Genomic DNA, 21356 nt, shown 5'->3' with positions numbered 1-21356 from the left:
GAAGGAAGATAATGGAATATGGATCGTCACCTTGGTAGATAAGGAAACATGGGCACTGCAAGAAGGTATTCAGACAGGCGATGTTATAACACATGTCGACCATCAACTACTTGATAGAGAGAGATTGATGGAAAAGTACGGAATTAACACTGCGCAAAGTATTACGATTATGCGAGATGGAAGTCAATTTGAATTGGATTTTACCGATAAGTCCGAGCGGCCTATATCCATTAACCAGACGGTCATTCCGATGGCGCTATTTGTCGTCCTGTTCACCTTCTCTTCATTTATCGCCTACAAGAAGCCGGAAGATGATTCGGCTTTTTTATTAATATTGTTTCTCATGTCCGTGCCTATTGGGTATCTAGCCGCTCTGCCGAATACGATAGGAGACACTTTATCCATTGTTGTTATGCAACTCACATTGACATTCGCTCCTGTACTACTTCTACATTTCGTCAGGCACTACTTTAGCAGCATGGGGATTTATGTGATCCGTAGATATGCTGTTCCTATCATGTATGGAGCAGTTGGTGTATGGAATATTTTTTATTTCACGGTTATTTTCATTAGAGTACATAAACCGGATATAAGAAATGTACCATTGATATTCGTTAATACTGGTTTAATGATCTTTATTGTAGGTATTTTACTAGTGTCTCTCGTACAATTAAGAATGTATATCCGTTATAGGAAAACGCCGCAGCAAGCCCTTATGAAATATATGATGATAGGCAACATGGCTGCTTTCTTGCCATTCATCTTGTTAATATTGTTGCCAACACTCCTTCTAGAAAAATACATTGTGAACGCTGGCGTCGTTGCATCTTTCTTTCTGTTTTTACCTCTGACGTATGTATATTTGGTTGCTTCTAATCAACTGCTAGACATCGAATTTATCATGAGTCGGCTGAGATATTACTGTATGATCGCATTCTTGCCGGCACTGTTAATTCTGAGTGGATTTGGACTTGTATTTATTGGCACGTCGATAGAACTTGTCCAGTGGATTCAAATGTTCCTCGTCGTGTATGTATCAACCGTGCTGTTCTTGTATGCGAAGGAAGTGCTCGACCGTAAGCTTCGTAACCGTGTCATTAAAGGCGCCCATCAATTCGAGCAAAGCTTGGAGCACTTCTCACGACGAGTTTCGGAAGTCATGAAGGTAAATGAGTTGGAGCAGTGCCTGCAGAAAGAATTGTTCGAATTACTTCCGATCGAGTCAATCGGGTTTCTTGAGCGGCAGATCGAGAGCAAGGTCATTAGCTTAAAACGTACGCAGGGCGAAATGCCGTTCGAAGAGTTATTGGAGCAACTTAATCATAACTTGTCCCGTTTAAGTGTGGGGGAAGGCATGAAGTTGACGAAGGGCAATTGCTACATGATTGGTCAGGGCCGCGGGACGCAGCATTTTGTGTGGATCAGTGACAAGGATAACCATACGGAATATAACCATGATGAGAAGGTATGGCTGCGCACGATCATGACTTATGTCGGCTTCGTGTACCAGAACCTTCAATTAATCGAGGGACTTGTTCAAGACCTTGATCTGCAGAAGGGCGAAGCTCCGCCGTGGGTTCTACGTCTACTGTTCCGGTTGTCGGAGAAGGAAAGACGTAAGCTTGCAAGCGATCTTCATGATTCAGCGCTTCAAGACCAGCTGCTCTGGTATCGCAAGCTGGAGACGATCGTGAACGATGAAGCCCGGCTTCCGAATGATACGCGGACGAACTTGTTCGACATTAGCGAGGGTCTCCTCGATGTTATTCACCAAATTCGTGAGACTTGCAATGAGCTTCGGCCACCGTTCTTGCAGGAGATGGGGGCGATCGAGGCAATCGAGAACCTGTGCGCCCATACTCAGCTTAATGCGAACTTTACCATTACGTTCGACCATCAGGATTTCCGTGTAGAGCTGGATGATGAATACGTGCTTACGATATATCGGATCACACAGGAATTATTGCGGAATGGAATGAAGCATTCCAAGGCGTCGCATGTCGAGCTGTTGCTCTATTACGAAGAGCAGCGTATCCGGTATCGTTATAAGGACAACGGTGTAGGGATTGCGATGGATCGGCTGAACTCTTCATTTGATCACATGGGACTGTCCGGTATACGGGAGAGAGTGGCTGGATTAGAGGGTGAGACCCTGTTCCGGACTGCTCCGGGAGAAGGTCTGGAAGTTGAGATTGTATTGCCGCTGCCGCAAGATGATAGCGTGGAGTACCCAGAAAGCGAGGTAGAGATAGATGTTAACCGTACTGCTAGTTGATGACCATCCTTCCGTCGGGGAAGGAACCAAACATATGATTGAACAGGACCCGGACATTCTAGTTACCATTGTATTCTCTGGTGTAGAGGCGTTAGAGAAGCTGGAAGAGGAAAGCTACGATGTTATGCTGTTCGACTTGAATATGCCGACAATAAGCGGGTTGGAGCTGACCAAACGTGTGACGGCGAATAATCCGGATGCGATCGTGCTTATATACACAGGCTATGACCTGGCCTCTCATTACAATATGCTGCTGGATGCGGGTGTATCCGGCTTCATCAGTAAAGCGGCGACTAGAGAACAGCTGGTAACGGCTATTCGATGCGCTTTGCGCGGTGAGGCAGTCGTGCCAATCGCGCTGTTGAAGCAGCTTCGGCGGTCGGAAGTTCGATTCCAGCAAACCGATGGCAAAGTGATTTCGGAAGTATCGATAAGCGAGAAAGAACAGCTGATACTTCGAGAGGTGGCAACGGGGGGAAGCAACCGGGAAATAGCGGCCAGACTGTTCATGAGCCAACGGACGGTCGAATACAATCTGACTCGCATCTTCGAGAAGCTGGGTGTTCGTTCCCGGTCGGAAGCGATTGTCGAAGCGAAACGGCTAGGACTCATTAACGAACGAGATATTACGATAACGATATAGGATATGAATCTGTTGTAAAAGAAACGCAATCGTTCTGCGCGGCTATGCAGAATTGATTTCGGTGAAAATTGATAGAGTATGCTATAACATGAGGACAAGGAAGGTGATTGCTGGAATCGGGTGAGTGATAGCGACCTAGCGAATGGAGGAATGTAATGAATTCACAATATGCGATTCTAGCTGATGGTATTGGTAAGAGATACGAGCGAGTCGAAGCGATCCGTAATCTTAATCTGCAAGTGAAACGCGGCGAAATGTTCGGCATAACCGGCAGTGGCGGATCGGGCAAGTCGACGCTATTGGAACTGTTGACCGGCATCCGCAAAGCGGATAGAGGCGACATTCGATTGCTTGGCATGGACGTTAAGACTCATCTGAACCAGATCAAACAGCGAATCGGCGTACAGCTGCAGAATTCGGCATTGTACGAACGAATTACGGTGAAGGAAGCGCTGCAGCTGTTTCAAACTTATTATTATAAGAAACGCGATCTGCCTGATTTAATCGAGATGCTCAGCTTAGAGCCGTATCTCAATCAATATATTAACAGGCTCTCTGCTAGTTTACAGCAGCGGGTGTCTCTGGCGGTTACGGTCGTTAACGATCCGGATCTTATTGCATTGGACGAGCCTTATGCTGGCCTAGAGCCTCATCACCGCAAGGAGATGTGGACGATCCTCAGCAATCTGCGGGATGAAGGCAAGACCATTATCATTGCAACGTCTGCCAAGGAAGAGGCGCAGCGGCATTGTGACCGTGTTGCATTACTTGTAGAAGGAGCAATATCGGAATGCAATTCGAAGAAACCCGTACTGACCGTTCCGGCGATCATGACGGTCAAGGACGAGAAGTATATGTCATTGACTGCGTTCAATCAGAAGGGAGAATCGGCTTGATGCGATCCCTCTTAATGCATACGAAGATGGAATTACGAATGTTATTACGTGACATTATTGGACTGTTCTTCGTATTCATTATGCCTGCATTAAGCTTCTATTTCTTCAGCCAGATGTTCCAATCTCAAGATTCGGATCAGGTCCATTATTTCAATCGTTATATCCCCGGCATGATTGGCATCGTGCTGTTTACTTCCGGGTTCTTCATTATCGGCCTGGAGGCTGTTACCGATCGTGAGAAGGGCGTCTATAAGCGATTGAAGAGTACGCCGATTAAGCCGTTTATTATTATTCAGGCGATCGTGACGAAGGGGTTCGTTGCTGTAGCAGTAGGCGCTTTGGAAATCATGATAATTGCGCGAATCGCGTTAAGCGTGCCGCTCAAGATGCATGTCTTCCAGTTCCTCATTGCCTTGCTTATCGCCTCGGCGGCATTCTTCGCTATTGGATTTATTATCGCCAGCATCGCCAGAAAATTTCAAAGCGCGATGGCTATCGGATTCGTCATGCTCTATCCGATGCTATTCTTGTCGGGGGCGATGATCCCGATCGAATCGCTGCCGAATAGCTTCCATCCTGTTACGCTGCTTATTCCGCTCACCTATGCCGTACATCTGCTCCAGAACGGCTGGGAGGGACAGCTCTTCACGGTGTCCAGTATAAGAGACGTTATTGTTATGCTGTGTATTCTCACAATGGGCATATTCCTCAGCCGCAAGTTCTTTCGGTTGGACATGGAGTAGCTAAGCCGGGTTGACAAGAAGCAAGGTTAATGGATACGCTATAGGTAGACGCAGTATTGATCGTGACCGTATACGCACTAACAAGTCGCCGTTGAATGATAATGCGCAGCTGCTCCGCAGCTGACGTGTTCCGCACGGCGGCTTTTTGTATGAGTACATACTCCAGCATTCGAACGTTGATCATGGGCGGCCTCATCGACAACTTATCACGAGGCTTCTTGCGAACAGGTGGCGACTCGGATATGGGCAAGAAGAGCATTGCTTTCCACGAAGAGACGTTGTTTCAGAACTTGTCGGAGTGCCAGTTAAGTATTGAAGATGTTAGTGAGCGGATCGTTCGATTCGTCTCGGAGGATGTTAGGGCGCCGTATCAGTTCGTCATCGGGACGGACAGTCAAGTGTTCGGGGATTATACGAAGTTTGTGACGGGCGTCATTATTCGAAGAATGGGCAGAGGCGTCTGGGCTTGTTACCGGCAGTCCGTTGTAAGAAGGCCGATCTTATCGATTCGGGAGAAGCTGTCGTTCGAGACGGCGTTGTCTCAACAGACCGGTTATCAGTTCATGGAGCCCGTGTTCCCGGCAGTGGAAGGATTGCTGCTCCCTTACTTGTATCATGGGGCTGCATTCGAGGCGTATATTGACATCGACGCGGGCACAGAGCCGCATCGGAATCCAACCTCGATGTTCGTGGATGAAATGGTCGGAAGAGTGAAGGCAATGGGCATGTATGAGCCGAGGACGAAGCCGGAATCGTATGGTGCGTCGTCCTACGCGAACCGGTTCACGAAGCGGCCGGTAAGACTTGTGATGTAGCCGAACATAGAGGAAGCCCCGGTTACGGGGCTCCTACTTAGGATTGTTGAATAGCGAGGCGAGATGGCGGAACGGGTTTGAATCGTCATCGTCCTCCTCGACGCTAGAATAGACAAGCTTCGTCTCATACAGCGGATCTTCGGAGGCGTTGTTATGCTCCAGTGTAATTTGGTCGAACATCTTCACGAACAGCCGCGCGGTGTTGGCAGCGTCGTCCAGCGCTCTGTGCTGTGCGCCGTCGAAGGTGAAGCCGGCTGTCTCAAGTGCTCTGGCTAATCCAATACGCTTGCTGGCATCGTTGCCTTGCAGCTTCGTATAGTACAATTGAAGATCATTCATATTGCGCAGCCAAGTGAGTTCAAGCTTCATGTCGCGGCATTGGCGAACGAAATGCTGCTTGTCGTCGGGGCCCCATGAGCATAGATAATAGGTGCCTTCCCCAATCCATTGCTGGAATAAATCAATGGCATCGCGGAAGGTAGGGGCGGCATCGACCTGCTCTTGCGTGATACCGGTGAATTCGGTGGTGTGGGACGTAATGATTTTGTTGCGTTCGGGTTTGACATACGTCTGAAAACGGTCCACCTCGACCGGACCTTGCTCGCTGTCCGTCAGCTTGACGGCACCGATCTCGATAATGTCAGCGGAAAACTGCTGTTTCCGGAGGACGGTAAATTCTAGATCGAAAACGATATAAGTGCGCATACCGAATCACTCCTTTCTGTTCTGTTACTCTATTGTAACATGCGGCGACGAAGGGAGGGAGATGGTAAATCACGAGATTATATGCGTGCGAAGTACGATACCCGACTAGAGTCGGGTATCGAAATACGACGCCAGTCGAATGTTCGCGTACATCTGGCGTGGTAATCTGATTATAAGTGAAGCAAGCGGCTGAACGTGCTGCTTGCTGGTATAGGGCGGAGGGATGGAATGTCAGTCGAGAACGCTGAAAGCAAAGCGAATTCTTTTATGATGTGGCGTAAGGAGCAGTTGAACGGCAGATTCGAGCAGGCTGGAGCCGATGGCGTCCGCAGCGTTCTGATCGACGTCAAGCGTGCGAACGTGACGGTTACACCTAGTAATGGCGCGACGATTGGCATTCGGTTGACCGGCAAGCTGAGCAAGACTTGGAACGGAGAGATCGGCATCGCGACTTCGCGGCTGCAAGATGAGCTGGCAATCGGCATTCGGCAAGAACGAGGATTGTTGCGTTTCTTGGATTGGGGAACGCTTCATCTTGAAGTAGAGCTGCCTGCGAAGATTTGGTCGACGATTCAAATCAACACCGGCAGCGGCAATGTACGAGTGAGAGATCTGAAAGCGGACACGGTCTATGTTGCAACGGGCAGCGGGAATCTGATTGCAACGGACATCGTTGCGGGGCAACTGCTGGACATGAATGTCGGATCCGGCAACATCGACGCCGAATGGTTCGATGCGGGTAAGACTTGCATTCGGACGGGGAGCGGGAATTTGAGACTGATTGAAGGAATGACGACGTTGACCGCGGAGACGGGCTCGGGCAACATTGAAGCGGAAGAGTTGTCGATCGAAGGAGATACGGAGCTGCACTCGGGAAGCGGTAACATATTCGTCCGCTTGGCGCCGGAGCCGTTATCGTTATCGCTGGAATATGAGAGCGGATCGGGTAATGCTCACGTGACGAGACCGGGATTCGTCACGCAGGAACGCGGCCGAGGCAATTCGGCGCTGCGCGGCAAGTTCGGAGACGGTGAAGTAAGACTGAGGGTACGAACGGGCTCAGGCAATTTCCAGTTGGCATAGCGACAATAGGACGGGGATAAGGGGCAGCCACTTGATGGTTGCCTTTTTTGCGTTGGGCTCATCGGATTCGACTATTGAGTTGTTATGTAACAATTTGTAACATATAGACAAAATGGGAAGTTGGGTTTATATTACTGTTGTGAATTTATTCCAGTTGTTATTTCGCTATAACGAAAACAGAAGATAATGAGAATGAGAGGGGAATTTCCATGAGCATGGTAGGCAATCTGAAACGTATTTCTCCGACGGTATTAAATGACTTGCTCCAAGGTGATGTCGAATTAGACGAGCTGCTTTATGGTGTAGCAGATGAAGATCAATCGTTGTACCTGGACAAGTCCTGGCATGCGATTCACTATTTGTTGAACGGCGCGGCATGGGAGGGAGAAGTACCGCTTATTCATACGGTGCTTGGGGGAACGCCGATTGGCGAACCGGATGAGGAAGAAGAGAACGAAGACTATAATCCGACTCGTTATTTGACAGCTGAACAAGTGAAACAAATTCACGACGCACTGTCCGTCATTTCCGAGGAAGAGCTTCTTCGCCGTTATAATCCTGAGCATATGACGGAGCTGGATATCTATCCTTCGATCGACTGGGATGAAGATGGAGAACGTGAATACGTGATGGACTATTACCGGGAATTAGTGGCTTATTATCAAGAAGCGGCAAAGAATAACGAGGCGATGCTGCTTTATATGAGCTAGGCCGAAGCTAGATTATTCAATGTTCCGTATTCACGCAATAGAATGATGTAATATGTGAATGGTCCGGAAGCTCCTAAGCTTCCGGACTTTTTGTCATGACGCAACATCCTCATCTCGCCTTCACCGGCAAATAAAACGTAACTCGCTCCTCCCCGTCTTTCCAGCTATCCGGCTCATGGAGCCATTCGAACGACGGTCGAGTGTTATCCCACGTATAGGGACTGCCCGGCAGCCACTGAATATGCATCAGGTAGATCAGGTCGCAAATGAACTCCGGCCGTTCGATCAAATGGACCGTCGCGTACAGCCCGCCGGGCAGGGTCTGCCGGTCGACGCCGCTTTCCGCCGCAGCATCGCGGCTCGCCGTGATACAAGCGTCGTACCGATGCCGGCCCGGCGGTGTGACGTACGGATCGTCGAGAACGATGCCGATATATTTGCGCTCATCGTCTGCCATTTCCCTCGCCTTCAGCCACCCCTCCACATACCGGAAATGGTCCTCTAATTCGACATTATTACGCGTGCTCAGGTCCAGCGTTCCGATGAAACGCCGATAATAGACCGTTTCCTCCGGGAGACGCTCCAGCCGCACCTGCATTCGCATAAACTTCTCGCGCAGCAGTTGAAACCGTTCCGATTGCAGTCCAGTTTCGTCATCATAGCTTTGCTCGAATAGACCGACGAGAACGCCTGGATTAGAGCGCTTTCGAAATTCAGTTGCGGATAAGCCCGTCAGCTCACGAAACGCGCGCGCAAAATGGGCTGGCGACTGTAAGCCGCATTCCAGTGCAATGTCGCTAATCGTCCGATCCGGGTGAAAGACCAGCAGCTTCGAGGCCTTCTCAATCCGCAGCCGTCGGATGAAGCCGGCGACATTCTCGTTCATCACTTGATAGAACAGCCTATGAAAATGGAACGGCGAGAACGATCCGACCGCAGCCAGACGCTCGATCGTTAGTTCTTCGTCGAGATGCTTTTCGATATAGCTGACAACGCGCTGTACGCTGATGATATGGCTATGCGGCAGCGAGGAAGCGGACAAGAAGATCACCAGCTTTCTAGTAGTAGTTCAAGGAACGTATACCAATCATTAAATAGTTTAATTGGAGAACAATGGTTTCGCAAGAATCGTTAAACGGTTCGCAAGAACGGGCAAGACAGTTCCCCCTCCGCTCCCCTACATTGGATCAGTGAGGCTTTGCTTAGCCGTAAGCTCTGCTTTCGCGGGAACATCATCCATTGGGGGAGACTGCCATGAAAGATCTCAATAAGACAAAGAATAAGGAAGCACTATCGCTGGGCGAGTCGCTGCGCATTTACCGGTGGATGACAAGCTGGCTCAAGCCCTACATGTCTCGATTCTTGCTCGTCCTGCTAGCAGGACTCATCATGGCAGGTGCTGAGCTTGTTATGCCCAAAGTCGTGCAGTATGTCCTCGACGACATCGTCCCTGCAGGTGACCGCGCACGCTTCTTGCAGCTTCTGCCTTGGCTCATTGCCCTCCCCTTCGCGGCGATAGGAGCGGGAATCGCGCAAGAAGCGATTGGCAGACCGATGCAAGAAAGAATCGCCGCCAATATTCAGTTCGGACTATTCGCCAAAATCCGCTCGCTTGGCTTCTCGTATTTCGAGACGCATCCCGTCGGTGAGAGTCTTGGATTGCTGCAGTCGGAGACGGCCGCACTTCAAGATTTTTACCGCAAGCTGCTTCCCGGTCTTATTCGCAACAGCCTATTCACTGTTCTCGCGCTCTTCTGTATGGCTAGCACAAGCGGGATCATGCTTCTTATGACCGTGCCGGCCATTCTATTGTTCTATGCATCAGGACCGTTCATCGAGCGGGCAATGGGACGCGCCAGTAGAGCATGGGCAGACGAGCGTGTCCGGCTTTATGGTTCACTGCACGAGACACTGTCCGGCAAGGCGGAATTGCGGGCGAACGGCGCGGAGCGCTGGACTAATGCGCGTACGGAAAAGCGGATGGCGGAGAACGACCGGCTGTTCCTGCGAACCTATAAGCTGATCAATGCGCGCCAAAGTGCGCGTACGTTGTCTTTTTACGCCGGAAGCTTAGCCGCTCTACTGTATGCCATATACGCCGTTCCGGCTGGCAAGCTGTCCGTCGGCGCAGCGGCCGCGTTTCTGCTGTACCACGGGCTTGGTATGCGCCACATGATGCAGACCATCTCACTGTTGGCCGAGCAACGTATCCTGATTCATCAGATGCGGCGATTGTACGACCTGATGGGCACCGCGCCCATGATCGCCGATTCGCCGAATGTTTCTCCTATAGGGACCGTATATGGAAGCATTATGTTAGACCATGTTTCGTTCGCTTACGAAGGCCGTCCTTCTGTGCTCACTGATGTTCAGTTATCTATCCCGGCAGGCAAACGTATCGCGCTCGTCGGACCAAGCGGCGGCGGCAAATCGACGCTGCTGAAGCTGATCCCGCGTTTCTATGATCCTACTTACGGACGGATCGTGATCGACGGCTTAGATATCCGCGATTGGCCGCTCGGCGTCCTGCGCGAAACGATCGGTATCGTGTTTCAAGAAACGTATCTCTTCGGCTTCAGCGTACGCGAGAACATTCGCTTCGGCCGTCCAGACGCCACCGATGATGAGGTCGTCGAAGCTGCCCGAAAGGCCGCCGCTCACACGTTCATCGAGCAACTGCCGCAAGGCTATGATACACCGCTTGGCGAGCGCGGCGTCATTCTCTCCGGCGGGCAGAAGCAGCGCATCGCGATCGCCCGGATGCTGCTGAGCAATCCGGCGATCGTTCTGCTGGACGAAGCGACTTCAGCGCTCGACAACGAAAGCGAGCGCGAGGTAACAGAAGCGCTGCGCCAGCTGGCGCACGGCCGGACGATCGTCGCGGTGGCGCACCGGATTTCAACGATTCAGGATTACGACCTCATCGTCCATGTGGAGAACGGGCGTATTGTCGAACAAGGAACTTACGAGGAGCTGCTGTCGCGGGGCGGCGCGTTCACCCGGCTTGTCGAGGGCATGAACAACGAAGAAGGGGGAAAACACGATGCACAGTTTGCGATGGATCTGGCCGCACGTTAAGGCGCGCCGCTGGCTGCTTGCGCTGGTGGCGAGTCTGACGGCGCTGCAGGTTGCCGCCGATCTGATCGGCAGCTCGCTGCAGCGCAATCTGCTGAACGGCCTGCTGTCAGGCGACGTACAGCACGCTATGCAAACCATTATATACGCCATGGCGGGGCTGTATTTTGTCCATGCGGTGCTGGTCTACGTCAGCCCCGTTGTCTCTTTGTACAACTACGCTGGCATTCGACTAAGATTGTCCCGCAAGCTGCTGGAGCGGGCCGACCGGCTTCCGCTTGTCCGGCTGCAGCGGGAACGGACGAACGAGCTGATCGGTCTGTTTCTGCATCACGCCCATATGGTGGCATTCGCCTTCTCGGATCGGCTGTTCGTCTTCGTGCGGACCGGCGCCGCGGCCGTGATCTTCTCTTGCTTCCTGCTATGGGTCCATCCGCTCCTGTTCGCGGCGTGCGCTGTTGCCGCTGCGGGATATGTAGCATTAAGCCGTTACTTTGCGGGACGAATGAAACAAATGTCGGGGCGGCTCTGGGAAGCGCGGAATGCGCTGGGCATCTGCCTCGAGGAGGGGCTGTCCGGCACGCGGGAAGTGCTGGCCTATCATCGCGGAGCTTGGGAGAAACAACGGTATGACCGCCATTTTGACGTCTACGCCGCGCGAGTGCGGGAGGATACGAATCTGCGCGCGAAGAGAACGTTAGCGGGCTCGCCTCTGGAATGGGGCATCCGGCTGTGCGCGCTGGTGTTCGGCGGCCTGCTGTGCCTGCAAGGAGAGATCAGCGCTGGTGCGTTCTTCGTCGCGTATCTGTTCGCGGGACAGCTGCTGTCGAGTCTGCAGGAGCTGTTCGTCGCAGGTACCGACATCGCCGGCCATCTGAAGCATACCGAATACATTCGCGCGTTTCACGAAGGCCCTTCCGTCGAGGAAGGCTCGGAGCCGCTTGCCGGACTTGAACAGCTGGCTTTCGAATCGGCCACCTTCTCGTACGCAGCAGATGCAGGGATGCCCGTGCTGAAATCAGTCAGCTTCGAGATTCGTCCCGGCGCAATGACTGCCATCGTCGGTCCGAGCGGCAGCGGCAAATCGACGGCGGCCGCTCTTCTCGCCGGTCTTCATGAGCCGACGGAAGGCGAAGTTCGAGTGAACGGCTGTCCCCTCACGAGCTGGCGTCAGGAAGATTGGCGCGCTAAAGTCGCCTACGTGCAGCAAGAGCCGTTCCTGCTGCACGATACGCTGCGGACCAACTTGCTTCTTGGACGGGAGGCGTCAGAGGCGGAGCTAAGCCGGGCGCTGGACGCCGCCCAGCTGTCCGAGACGGTCGCCAGCCTGCCGGACGGCCTCGATACGATCATCGGCGAACGCGGCATCACGCTGTCCGGAGGGCAGCGGCAGCGTACAGCCATTGCGCGGGCATTACTCCGGCAGCCGGAGCTGCTCATTCTGGACGAAGCGACTTCTGCGCTCGACCTGGAGACGGAGCGCCGCCTGCAGGACTGCCTGCTGGCCGACCGTACAGGCCGAACGACGGTCGTCGTCGCGCATCGGCTGTCGACGATCCGCCATGCCGATTGGATTATTGTGCTTCAGAACGGCGAAGTCGCCGAACAAGGCACGCATGATACATTAATGGCGGACGATACGCTATACCGCCGTCTTGTGCAAGCTGACTTCCAGAGCAGCTAACCTGAGCTGCGATTAGCGGATCAAGCGGGCAAAGACCTGGCAGGGGATATGGCGGAATATCGTGTAGTGAACAATGAATAGACAGACGGCCTGCAGAGCCCGGAAGCGTCGATGCTTCCGGGCTTTTTGTGCTCTATGCTGTACGTTCCCCTCCCCCTTCCCCTGCAGTTCCCCTAAATAAACCGCTTTCATGTTGTTCGGTTGTCTACTACAATGGTACCTATCAAGTTTAAGCTGCCACCTAGCGGAGGGACCGGATGCCGAAATATAATCTGTTTTCCAAAATCGTCGTGTTGATCGTCGTCATGCTGCTTCCGATCATCGGACTTTATTTCTATTCGAACAAAACGAGCACCGACGTGCTTCGTTCCGAGCTGAACCAATCGAACGAGAATCAGCTCGCTTTCTTCCAGAATCAAGTGAACACCAATATCGATACGCTCGCATTATGGCCGAATCTGCTCATTCAAGATCCGGACATCGCGAGCTTCCAGGACATTTTTATTAACAGCGAATATTTCAACCTGGATACGATTTCGCTCGTCAAGCGCATTCAGGCCAAGCTTGCTATTCAAGAAAGCTCGTCCAATTGGAAAAGCAGCCTTTACATCTATTCGCCGACAATGCATCGCGTCGTATCGGTTAATGATGCGAAGCGTTACGATGAGGCGGATCTGGAGCAGCGGGTCAAAAAAGGCTGGCAGGTAAAGAAGCTGTCGGATGACTTATTCCAGTTCAGCTGGTTCACCGCATCGCCTTATTCGACCTATGAGGACCCGGAGCTGGCGAACACGATTATCGAGGTCCGGTTCAACAGCCGCAACATTCAAGACATGCTCGATAAGTTCAAAAGCTCGGGCCGGAACGATCCGTTCTACTACTCCAGCGGACTGGGCCTGATCTTCAATCATACAGCGGACGGGAAGCTGGCCCGGCAGCTCGTAGAGCGTATGGAGATCGAAAGCGGCGGCAGCAGCATCGGCAGCAGAACGGTTGAACTAAACGGCCAGTCGTATCTCGTGAATTCGGTCCGGTCGCAGACGACAGGCTGGTATTTGATCGACTACACGCCGTTGTCGGAAATCATGCAGCCGATTAACCAATCGAACCGGATGTTCTACTTCTCGGTCAGCTGCTTGCTGCTCATGAGCTGCCTTGCCGCCTACTTGCTCTACGGGCAAGTGCAGGTGCCGGTGAAGCGGCTGATTGGCAGCTTCCATAAGCTGCGCAGCGGAGATTACTCCGTCCGTCTCGACGACAAGGGCAGAGGCGCAGCCGAATTCAAGTTTCTGTTCACCCGGTTCAATCTGATGGTGGAGCAAATCCAAGAGCTGTTCGAGAAAGTATACGTCGAGCAAATTCGCGTCCGCGAAGCGAAGCTGAAGCAGCTGCAGTCGCAAATCAATCCGCATTTCTTCTACAACTGTTTCTCCTTCATCTCCAGCATGGCGAAGCTGCAGGATTACAAGGCGGTCGTGGCGATGAGCCAGAGCTTGGCAGCCTATTACCGGTATACGACCAGACAGGAGCGGGATGTCGTGCCGCTGGCGGAAGAGTTGGATTTTGTCCATCATTATCTCGAAATTCAGAAGCTGCGGCGAAAGCGGTTGGAGGTTGCGGTCTCCATACCGCCGTCCATGCGTCCAGCGGAGATTCCGCCCCTGTTCCTTCAGCCGCTAGTCGAGAATGCGGTCATTCACGGTATTGAATCGAGCGCGGATGCGGGGCGAATCGTCGTGACGGGCGAATGCGAGGGCGGCGTATACCGGATAACGGTAGAGGACGATGGTGCGGGTATGGAGGCGGAACGTATGCTGGCCCTGCAATATAAGCTGAATAAGCCGATGGAGCAGGAGATGGGCTGCGGTCTATGGAACGTGCACCAGCGTATGCATCTGCAATTCGGCGACGAAGCGGGACTGTCGTTCGCGCCTTCGGCACTAGGCGGATTGAAAGCCATGCTTCAATGGCCTGCACCAATGACTGCGGACTCTAGGCAGCAGGAAGATAACGACACAGAGAAGGGGACGGCAATATGATCGATATTGTGCTCGTAGATGACGAGTCTTACGTAACCGAGAGCTTGGCGAGAACGATCCCTTGGAGCGAGCTCGGTATTCGTACCGTATACCAGGCGGAGTCAGCGCGAGAGGCGCTGCAGCTGTTGGAGGAGCAAGAGATCGATATCGTCGTCAGCGATATTCGGATGCCGGGCATGGACGGGCTGGAGCTCGTCGCTACGATTGCGGAGAAGTGGCCGCATGTTCGCTGCATGCTGCTGACCGGACATTCCGATTTCGATTATGCCCGCCGCGCGATTCAGCTGAAGGCAGCTGATTATATTTTGAAGCCGGTCCATGACGATGAATTCGTCGCCAGCATATCGAGCGCGGTGGAATCGCTTCGCGAGGAGTGGGAGGCGGCAGACAAGTACAACCGCCTTATGTATAACATGAAGTCGGATTACGCGGTGCTCCGCACCCATCTGCTGCACGATCTGCTTCTGGGCCAACAGCTTGCGCCGATGCTCGTGCACAACAAGCTGCAGCAGTACGAGATTCCGCTTGCCGTGTCGGAGACGGCTGCGCTGCTGCTTATCCAATACGGCAATCCGTTCGAAGGCAGCGACCGCCAGTCGGCGTCTCTCATCGAGTACGCGGTGTTGAATATCGCAGAGGAAGTATTCGGCAGCGAGTTCCGCGTCTGGTGCGGCAAGGCGCCGCATGATTGCCTCGTAGTGTTCGTTCAGCTGAATAGCGCAAGCCTTGATGCCGTGGCAGCTGGACAGCAGACGCTGATCGTCCGAGAGAAGCTCGAGCGAACGGCGGAGAAGTTCCAAGCGCAGGCGGATACGTATTTGAAGAGCGCGGCATCGTGCATCGCGTCGGGTTGGTTCACATTCCCGGAAGGCGTGCCGGACGCTTACCGGCGCGTACTGAGCGATTATTATCTGATGGAACGGGGGCCGAATGCGCCTGCCGTACTTTTTCCCGATGAGGAGAAGGAACGCGAGCAGCCGGCGAAATCGATGGACTGGCTGCATAAGCCGCCGACGTTGGCGCATCTGCTCGAATCGAAGCAGTGGGTCGCCGCGAATGACAAAATCGACGAGATGTTCGATCAGCTGCATCAGACGAATTATTCGCGGGAACAGCTGTACGAAGTATTCTTGTATGTGACGAACGCGTTCATGTACAGCGCGCATAAGCGCGGCCAGTTCATATCGGACATCGATCATTCGGCGTTCGATCTGTTGCTTGACCGTGCTGCGATTCATTCACACGACAAGCTGAGGAGCTGGTCGTCCGGCATGCTGCGCAAGCTGGAGACGGAGCTGTCGGCGACCGATTCGACGAACCGGACGCATCTCGTGAAGCAAGTGCAGGACATCGTGGAGCAGACGCTTGGCCAAGATACTTCGGTGAAGACGATCGCGGACAAGGTATATTTGCACCCGGTCTATCTGTCCAAAATCTACAAGGCGGACACCGGCGAGAGCCTCGGCGACTACATCATCCGAATGCGGATGGAGCGGGCGCACGCGATGTTGAAGAAGACGAACAAGAAGATTTACGAGATTACAGCGGAGCTGGGGTATCAGAACCCGCAATATTTTAGCAAAATGTTCAAGAAGTATTACGGCATGACGCCGCAGGAATTCCGGGATGCCGCTGACTAAACATCGAAGAGGTTGCATAAGGTGCAGAAATGTTCAATTTATGACATAGGCCGCTCGGCCCCCCGATTCTATAATGAAAACGTAAACAAAAATGAAGGGGGTCCACCATGAGAGCGAAATTCAGAATAGCATTGCTGCTCGCGCTTTCGTTAGTGATGATAATTACGCTTGCGGCTTGCGGCGGCAGTAAAGAGGACAAGTCCGCATCGTCGGATCAACCGGCACAGACCGGGACGAAGACCGATGAAGGCGCTGCGCAAGAAACAAGCCCTTATAAAGACAAGTACGATCCGCCGGTTACGATTACGACCGTATGGGGCGTCGACCCGGCGCTTAAATTCAAGAACGGCGAGACGATCGAGAATAACGTCGCGACCAAGTGGGCCCAAGATACGCTTGGCATCGATATCCAATCGCTCTGGTCGGTGACGAACACGAACAACGCTTACGCGACGAAGCTTCGACTGGCGATGACTTCGGGACAAGAGCTTCCGGACGTGCTCGTCGTCGGCAATGAGGATGCGCAGCTGATTCAAGATCTGATCGATTCAGGCGCGTTCCAAGATGCAGGCGCCTTGTTCGATAAGTATGCGAATGAGAAGTGGAAGACAGCGATGGATCTAGACAAGAACGTCTGGAACCCTTACTTGCGTGAAGGCAAGAGGATGGCGATTCCGATTCTCGATTATGCCTACAACAACGACTATCTGCTCTGGATCCGCCAAGACTGGCTCGATAAGCTGAACATGGCGGCGCCGACGACGATCGATGAGCTTGAGAAAGTGATGGAAGCGTTCAAGAACAACAACCCGAGCGGCTTGTCCCCGGACAAAGTCATCCCGCTCAGCATCGGCTTCAAATCGTCGATGAACACGTGGATGGGCGATCCATCCTGGCTGTTCGGCGCATATGGCACGATTCCGCAGCAATGGAACGTCGGCGCTGACGGCAAGCTCGAATACGGCTCGATCAATCCAGCTGTGAAGCAAGGTCTTGCGAAGCTGAATGAATGGTATACGAAAGGCTTCATTCCGAAGGAAGCAGCGCTTTGGGATGAGAATAAGACGTCGGAGCCGGCGGTTGCAGGCACGGCAGGCATCATTCCAGGACCATACTGGATGAGCGGCTGGCCGCTGCAGGATACGGCGAAGAACGATCCGAATGCGGTATGGAAGCCGATCTCGCTCCCGACCGGTCCGGACGGCAAAGCAGGACGCCACGGCACTCCGTTCTCCAATGGCGTCATCCTGATCAACAAGGATATGAAAAATCCGGAAGCGCTGTTCACGTATGAAAACTATATGTTCGACAACATCGCCGATCCTCAGCCGGGCGGTCCGTTCGAGAACGGTCTGTTCAAAGGCTACGATTATGACGTAGACGCTAGCGGCAATCCGGTATACGGCGACGAGAATGTGCAAGGCGGCGTCGTCAATGCCGTGCGTTACCTGCTCGTTCGTGACGGTGCGCGTATTCCGGACGCTCAGATGAAAGCGCTGCTGGGCCTTGCGAACGGCAAGGAAGCAACGACTCGCATGGAGAAGGATCTGAAGAACAACTTCGGCAAAGAAACGCCTGCAGCGGCGAAGGTGCTCATGGGGCAGCCGAACATCAGCTTCATGAACATGTACACGGGACCGTCGACGGAAACGATGCAGACGAAACTCGACTATTTGAAAAAAATCGAGATGCAGACGTTCAACGAAATCATCTACGGCGAGAAGCCGGCGGATGCGATCGATAAGTTCGTCGAGACGTGGAAGAGCTCCGGCGGCGACAAAATGACCGAGGAAGTAAACGCTTGGTACGCGAACTTGAATAAGTAATTTGGACGAAACCGTCCCGCAGCCGAAGGAGGCTTGGGGGACGGTTTTTTATTTTAAGCCGCTCATCAATGCCGTCCTTAAGTGATTGCATTTGTGCCATTTATGTTGGGTTTGTTAGCTACTAAGCGCACGGAAGCGCTTGCTATAATTTGAGGCATAGAGGTTCAGTTCAAGACGTACAGACGCAGACATACTGACGTACTGACGTACGTCTCAATGAGGCAGGGGGAACATTCGTATGACACATCTTAAGAAATACTGGCCGCTTCACCTTATGGTATTGCCGTCGCTGCTGTTTCTGATCGCATTCAGCTACTTGCCGATGGGCGGAATCGTGATGGCGTTCCAGAACTTCAAGCCCCGGCTGGGCATTACCGGTTCGGAATGGGTCGGACTCGACAATTTCCGGTTTCTGTTCGAGCGTGAGGACAGCATCCAAGTCATCTGGAACACGCTGCTCATCGCGATGCTCAAAATCATCTTCAATCTGATCGCGCCCTTCACCTTCGCTATCTTCTTGAACGAGGTGCGCAAAGAACTGTTCAAACGTTACGTGCAGACGATGGTTTACTTGCCGCACTTTCTGTCATGGGTCCTTCTTGGCGGCATCCTGTTGAACGTGCTGTCCACCGATGGAGGGTTCGTGAACCGGATACTGGAGTCGGTCGGCTTCGACGCCATTCCGTTTCTTATGGACGGCTCTTGGTTCCGGTTCACAGTCGTCGCTTCGGATATATGGAAGGAGTTCGGCTATGGCGCGATCGTCTTCCTGGCCGCTTTATCGAACGTGAATCCTTCGCTGTATGAAGCAGCGGAGGTGGACGGAGCGAGCCGGCTGAAGCAGACGCTCCACATTACGATCCCGGCGATGCTGCCGATTACGATCGTGGTCGGGACGCTGGCGCTCGGCAACGTACTGAATGCGGGCTTCGATCAAATTTTCAACTTGTACAATCCGCTTGTCTACGACTCGGGCGACATTCTTGACACATTCGTCTACCGGACGGGCATTATCGGCGGCAATATGGGCTTCGCGACCGCAATCGGGTTGTTCAAATCGGTCATTAGCATGGTGCTGATCTTCATCTCTTACCGTGCGGCGTATAAGTGGGCAAACTATCGGATTTTCTAACGACGAGAGAGGGAGAGAGACATGTACCACAAAACATTATCATACCGTGTCTTCACGGTATTCAACACGATCGGTCTGCTGCTTCTGTCGATTGCCTGTATCGTTCCGCTTATCCACGTGCTTGCCGTATCGTTCAGCGCGAAGTCGGCGGCGGATGCGAATCTGGTGTCGCTGTTGCCGGTTGATTTTACGACGGAGGCTTATAAGAAGACGATCGATAATCCGCTGTTTCTTCACTCGATCTGGGTGTCGGTGAAGCGGACGGTTATCGGCACGGCGCTGACTCTGCTGCTTGCGTTCCTTGCGGCCTATCCGTTGTCAAAAGAAAATAGCGAGTTCAAAGGCCGCTCGGTCTATGCTTGGCTCTTCATCTTCGCGATGGTGTTCAACGGAGGGCTTGTGCCGTTCTACATCGTCATGCAGAAGCTGCATCTGATTGGCTCGTTCTGGGCGCTTGTGCTGCCCGGCGCGGTCAACATTTACTTGACGATTCTGATGATGAACTTTTTCCGCGCGGTGCCGAAGGAGCTGCAGGAGGCAGCAATGATCGATGGAGCGGGACATTTCCGGACGTTGTTCGCGATCTTCCTGCCCGTGTCCACGCCGGCGATCGCGACGCTCGGATTGTTCAGCATCGTGTTCCATTGGAATTCATGGTTCGACGGCTTGCTGTATACGACGAATTCGCATCAATTTCCGCTGGCGACGTTCCTGCAGACGGTCATTATTACTCGGGATCTTAGCTCCATGAGTCTTGATCCGACGAGTCTTGCACTCATCTCGCAGAAGACAGTCAATGCGGCGCAAATTTTTATCGGAGCAATGCCGGTGCTTCTTGTGTATCCGTTCCTGCAGCGCTTCTTCGTGAAGGGGCTCGTGCTTGGATCGGTGAAAGAATAGAGGTTGATGTGAGGCGAGTTGGAGAGAGCGAGAGTGCTGAGAAGTACCGGGAAGTACTAGGAAGTGCGGAAGGAGCTTCAGGATGGACAGGTCGAATGCGTTTTTTTGGAACGGGATGGATATATCGTTTCTGGATGAGATCGAGCTGAGCGGCGGCGCATTCTATGAAGACGGGCTGCAGCGCGATCTGCTGTATATGATGGCGAATAATGGCGTCAATACGATACGGCTGCGCATCTGGAACGACCCGCCGGGAGGCTTCTGCAACCTGGAGCGTACGCTTGCGATGGCGAAACGGATCAAGGCGTTAGGACTGCACTTTTTGCTCGATTTTCATTATTCCGATGTCTGGGCCGATCCGGCTCATCAGACGAAGCCGAAGGCATGGGAGAGCTTAAGCTTCAACGGGCTGATTCATGTCGTGTACGACTATACCCGGATGGTATTGACCGAGCTGCAGGCTCAGGGAACATTGCCTGACATGGTGCAGATCGGCAACGAAATTACGCCTGGCATGCTATGGGACGACGGCCGAGTTGGCGGCGAGGAATATAACAGCGAGGAGCAGTGGGCCCAATTCGCGGCACTCGTCAAGTCGGGCATCGAGGCTGCGAAGGCGGTAGATGCCGACATTAATGTAATGATCCATATCGACCGGGGCGGCGATAATGAGACGTGCCGGATGTTCTACGACCGGTTCGCGAGACTCGGTGTCGAATTCGATACGATCGGCTTGTCCTTTTATCCGTGGTGGCACGGTACTCTAGATGATTTGCGGAGCAATCTGCACGATCTGGCGCTTCGTTACGATAAAGACATTGTCGTCGTGGAGACGGCTTATCCGTGGACGATCGAGCCTGCGGAAGGCCGGTCGTTCATTGTGACGAGCGAGGAACAGCTGCATGAAGGTTACCCTGCGACGGTGCAGGGACAAACCGACTATATGCGCGACTTCATACGGATTGTACAGGAAACGCCGAACGGCCGCGGCGTCGGCTTCCACTACTGGGAGCCGTGCTGGATTCCGTCCAAAGACGAATGGTCCGTCGGCCACGCGAACAACTGGTCGAACCTAACGTTATTCGACTTCGAGGGACGCAAGCTGAAGACGCTTGAGGTGCTGAAAGAAGTAGTGAGGCTGTAACGACACTTTTGGTGTTGTTAGCGAGCGACGACACGGGGTGAGACGA

17 protein-coding genes are annotated in these 21356 nt (G+C 53.0%); 15 read left to right on the top strand and 2 right to left on the bottom strand.

Translation table 11 applies throughout. The annotated features are described in order from the left end of the window. The first annotated feature begins 925 nt into the window (after positions 1–925). The 5 genes from PKO01S_RS29445 to PKO01S_RS20965 all read left to right on the top strand — a co-directional run bounded on the left by PKO01S_RS29445 (position 926) and on the right by PKO01S_RS20965 (position 5372). On the top strand, positions 926–2275 hold the full coding sequence (locus PKO01S_RS29445; protein ID WP_246070666.1) for a sensor histidine kinase: 1350 nt from the start codon (positions 926–928) through the stop codon (positions 2273–2275). After that, a complete protein-coding gene (locus tag PKO01S_RS20980) occupies positions 2253–2918 on the top strand; it encodes a response regulator transcription factor (protein WP_127533397.1) in 666 nt (221 codons plus the stop codon). The genes PKO01S_RS29445 and PKO01S_RS20980 overlap by 23 nt, the downstream gene beginning before the upstream one ends. A 155-nt stretch (positions 2919–3073) precedes the next feature. Continuing rightward, positions 3074–3814 (top strand): ABC transporter ATP-binding protein, encoded by a 741-nt coding sequence (locus PKO01S_RS20975; protein ID WP_127533396.1) that lies wholly within the window; start codon positions 3074–3076, stop codon positions 3812–3814. 38 nt (positions 3815–3852) lie between these two features. Then, a complete protein-coding gene (locus PKO01S_RS20970; RefSeq protein ID WP_246070665.1) occupies positions 3853–4557 on the top strand; it encodes an ABC transporter permease in 705 nt (234 codons plus the stop codon). A gap of 149 nt (positions 4558–4706) precedes the next feature. Beyond that, positions 4707–5372 (top strand): ribonuclease H-like YkuK family protein, encoded by a 666-nt coding sequence (locus PKO01S_RS20965; protein WP_307719846.1) that lies wholly within the window; start codon positions 4707–4709, stop codon positions 5370–5372. A 33-nt stretch (positions 5373–5405) separates the two neighbouring features. On the opposite strand, the gene PKO01S_RS20960 is transcribed toward PKO01S_RS20965, so the two are convergent. Beyond that, positions 5406–6077: a 3'-5' exonuclease gene (locus PKO01S_RS20960; RefSeq protein ID WP_127533394.1), complete on the bottom strand. Its 672-nt coding sequence runs from the start codon at positions 6075–6077 to the stop codon at positions 5406–5408. Positions 6078–6305: 228 nt separating this feature from the next. Here PKO01S_RS20960 and PKO01S_RS20955 point away from each other — a divergent pair, with 228 nt between their 5' ends. Further along, positions 6306–7160: a DUF4097 family beta strand repeat-containing protein gene (locus PKO01S_RS20955; RefSeq protein WP_127533393.1), complete on the top strand. Its 855-nt coding sequence runs from the start codon at positions 6306–6308 to the stop codon at positions 7158–7160. A 209-nt stretch (positions 7161–7369) separates the two neighbouring features. Then, positions 7370–7870, top strand: coding sequence for a YfbM family protein (locus PKO01S_RS20950; RefSeq protein ID WP_127533392.1), 501 nt, complete (start codon positions 7370–7372; stop codon positions 7868–7870). A gap of 109 nt (positions 7871–7979) precedes the next feature. Here the strand turns inward: PKO01S_RS20950 and PKO01S_RS20945 are convergent, their stop codons facing one another. Next, complete coding sequence (locus tag PKO01S_RS20945) at positions 7980–8912, bottom strand: AraC family transcriptional regulator (RefSeq protein ID WP_127533391.1); 933 nt, start codon at positions 8910–8912, stop codon at positions 7980–7982. Positions 8913–9124: 212 nt separating this feature from the next. On the opposite strand from PKO01S_RS20945, the gene PKO01S_RS20940 reads away from it, so the two are divergent. The 8 genes from PKO01S_RS20940 to PKO01S_RS20905 all read left to right on the top strand — a co-directional run bounded on the left by PKO01S_RS20940 (position 9125) and on the right by PKO01S_RS20905 (position 21310). Continuing rightward, a complete protein-coding gene (locus tag PKO01S_RS20940) occupies positions 9125–10948 on the top strand; it encodes an ABC transporter ATP-binding protein (RefSeq protein ID WP_127533390.1) in 1824 nt (607 codons plus the stop codon). Beyond that, entirely contained in the window at positions 10914–12629 is a 1716-nt protein-coding gene (locus PKO01S_RS20935; RefSeq protein WP_127533389.1) for an ABC transporter ATP-binding protein, read from the top strand. The genes PKO01S_RS20940 and PKO01S_RS20935 overlap by 35 nt, the downstream gene beginning before the upstream one ends. A gap of 257 nt (positions 12630–12886) precedes the next feature. After that, positions 12887–14668: a sensor histidine kinase gene (locus PKO01S_RS20930; protein WP_127533388.1), complete on the top strand. Its 1782-nt coding sequence runs from the start codon at positions 12887–12889 to the stop codon at positions 14666–14668. Then, complete coding sequence (locus PKO01S_RS20925) at positions 14665–16308, top strand: response regulator (RefSeq protein WP_127533387.1); 1644 nt, start codon at positions 14665–14667, stop codon at positions 16306–16308. The genes PKO01S_RS20930 and PKO01S_RS20925 overlap by 4 nt, the downstream gene beginning before the upstream one ends. A 107-nt stretch (positions 16309–16415) precedes the next feature. Continuing rightward, positions 16416–18134 carry a type 2 periplasmic-binding domain-containing protein gene (locus PKO01S_RS20920; protein WP_127533386.1) on the top strand — a complete coding sequence of 573 codons (1719 nt, stop codon included), beginning with the start codon at positions 16416–16418 and terminating at the stop codon, positions 18132–18134. Between the two features lie 238 nt (positions 18135–18372). After that, complete coding sequence (locus PKO01S_RS20915) at positions 18373–19266, top strand: ABC transporter permease (RefSeq protein ID WP_127533385.1); 894 nt, start codon at positions 18373–18375, stop codon at positions 19264–19266. Positions 19267–19287: 21 nt separating this feature from the next. Then, complete coding sequence (locus PKO01S_RS20910; RefSeq protein ID WP_127533384.1) at positions 19288–20166, top strand: carbohydrate ABC transporter permease; 879 nt, start codon at positions 19288–19290, stop codon at positions 20164–20166. An 82-nt stretch (positions 20167–20248) separates the two neighbouring features. Next, positions 20249–21310 (top strand): glycoside hydrolase family 53 protein, encoded by a 1062-nt coding sequence (locus PKO01S_RS20905; RefSeq protein ID WP_127533383.1) that lies wholly within the window; start codon positions 20249–20251, stop codon positions 21308–21310. Positions 21311–21356: the final 46 nt, after the last annotated feature.

The organism is Paenibacillus kobensis NBRC 15729 (assembly GCF_004000825.1).
GTDB lineage: Bacteria > Bacillota > Bacilli > Paenibacillales > Paenibacillaceae > Paenibacillus_T > Paenibacillus_T kobensis.
This window is presented reverse-complemented; position numbering and strand designations above follow the sequence as displayed.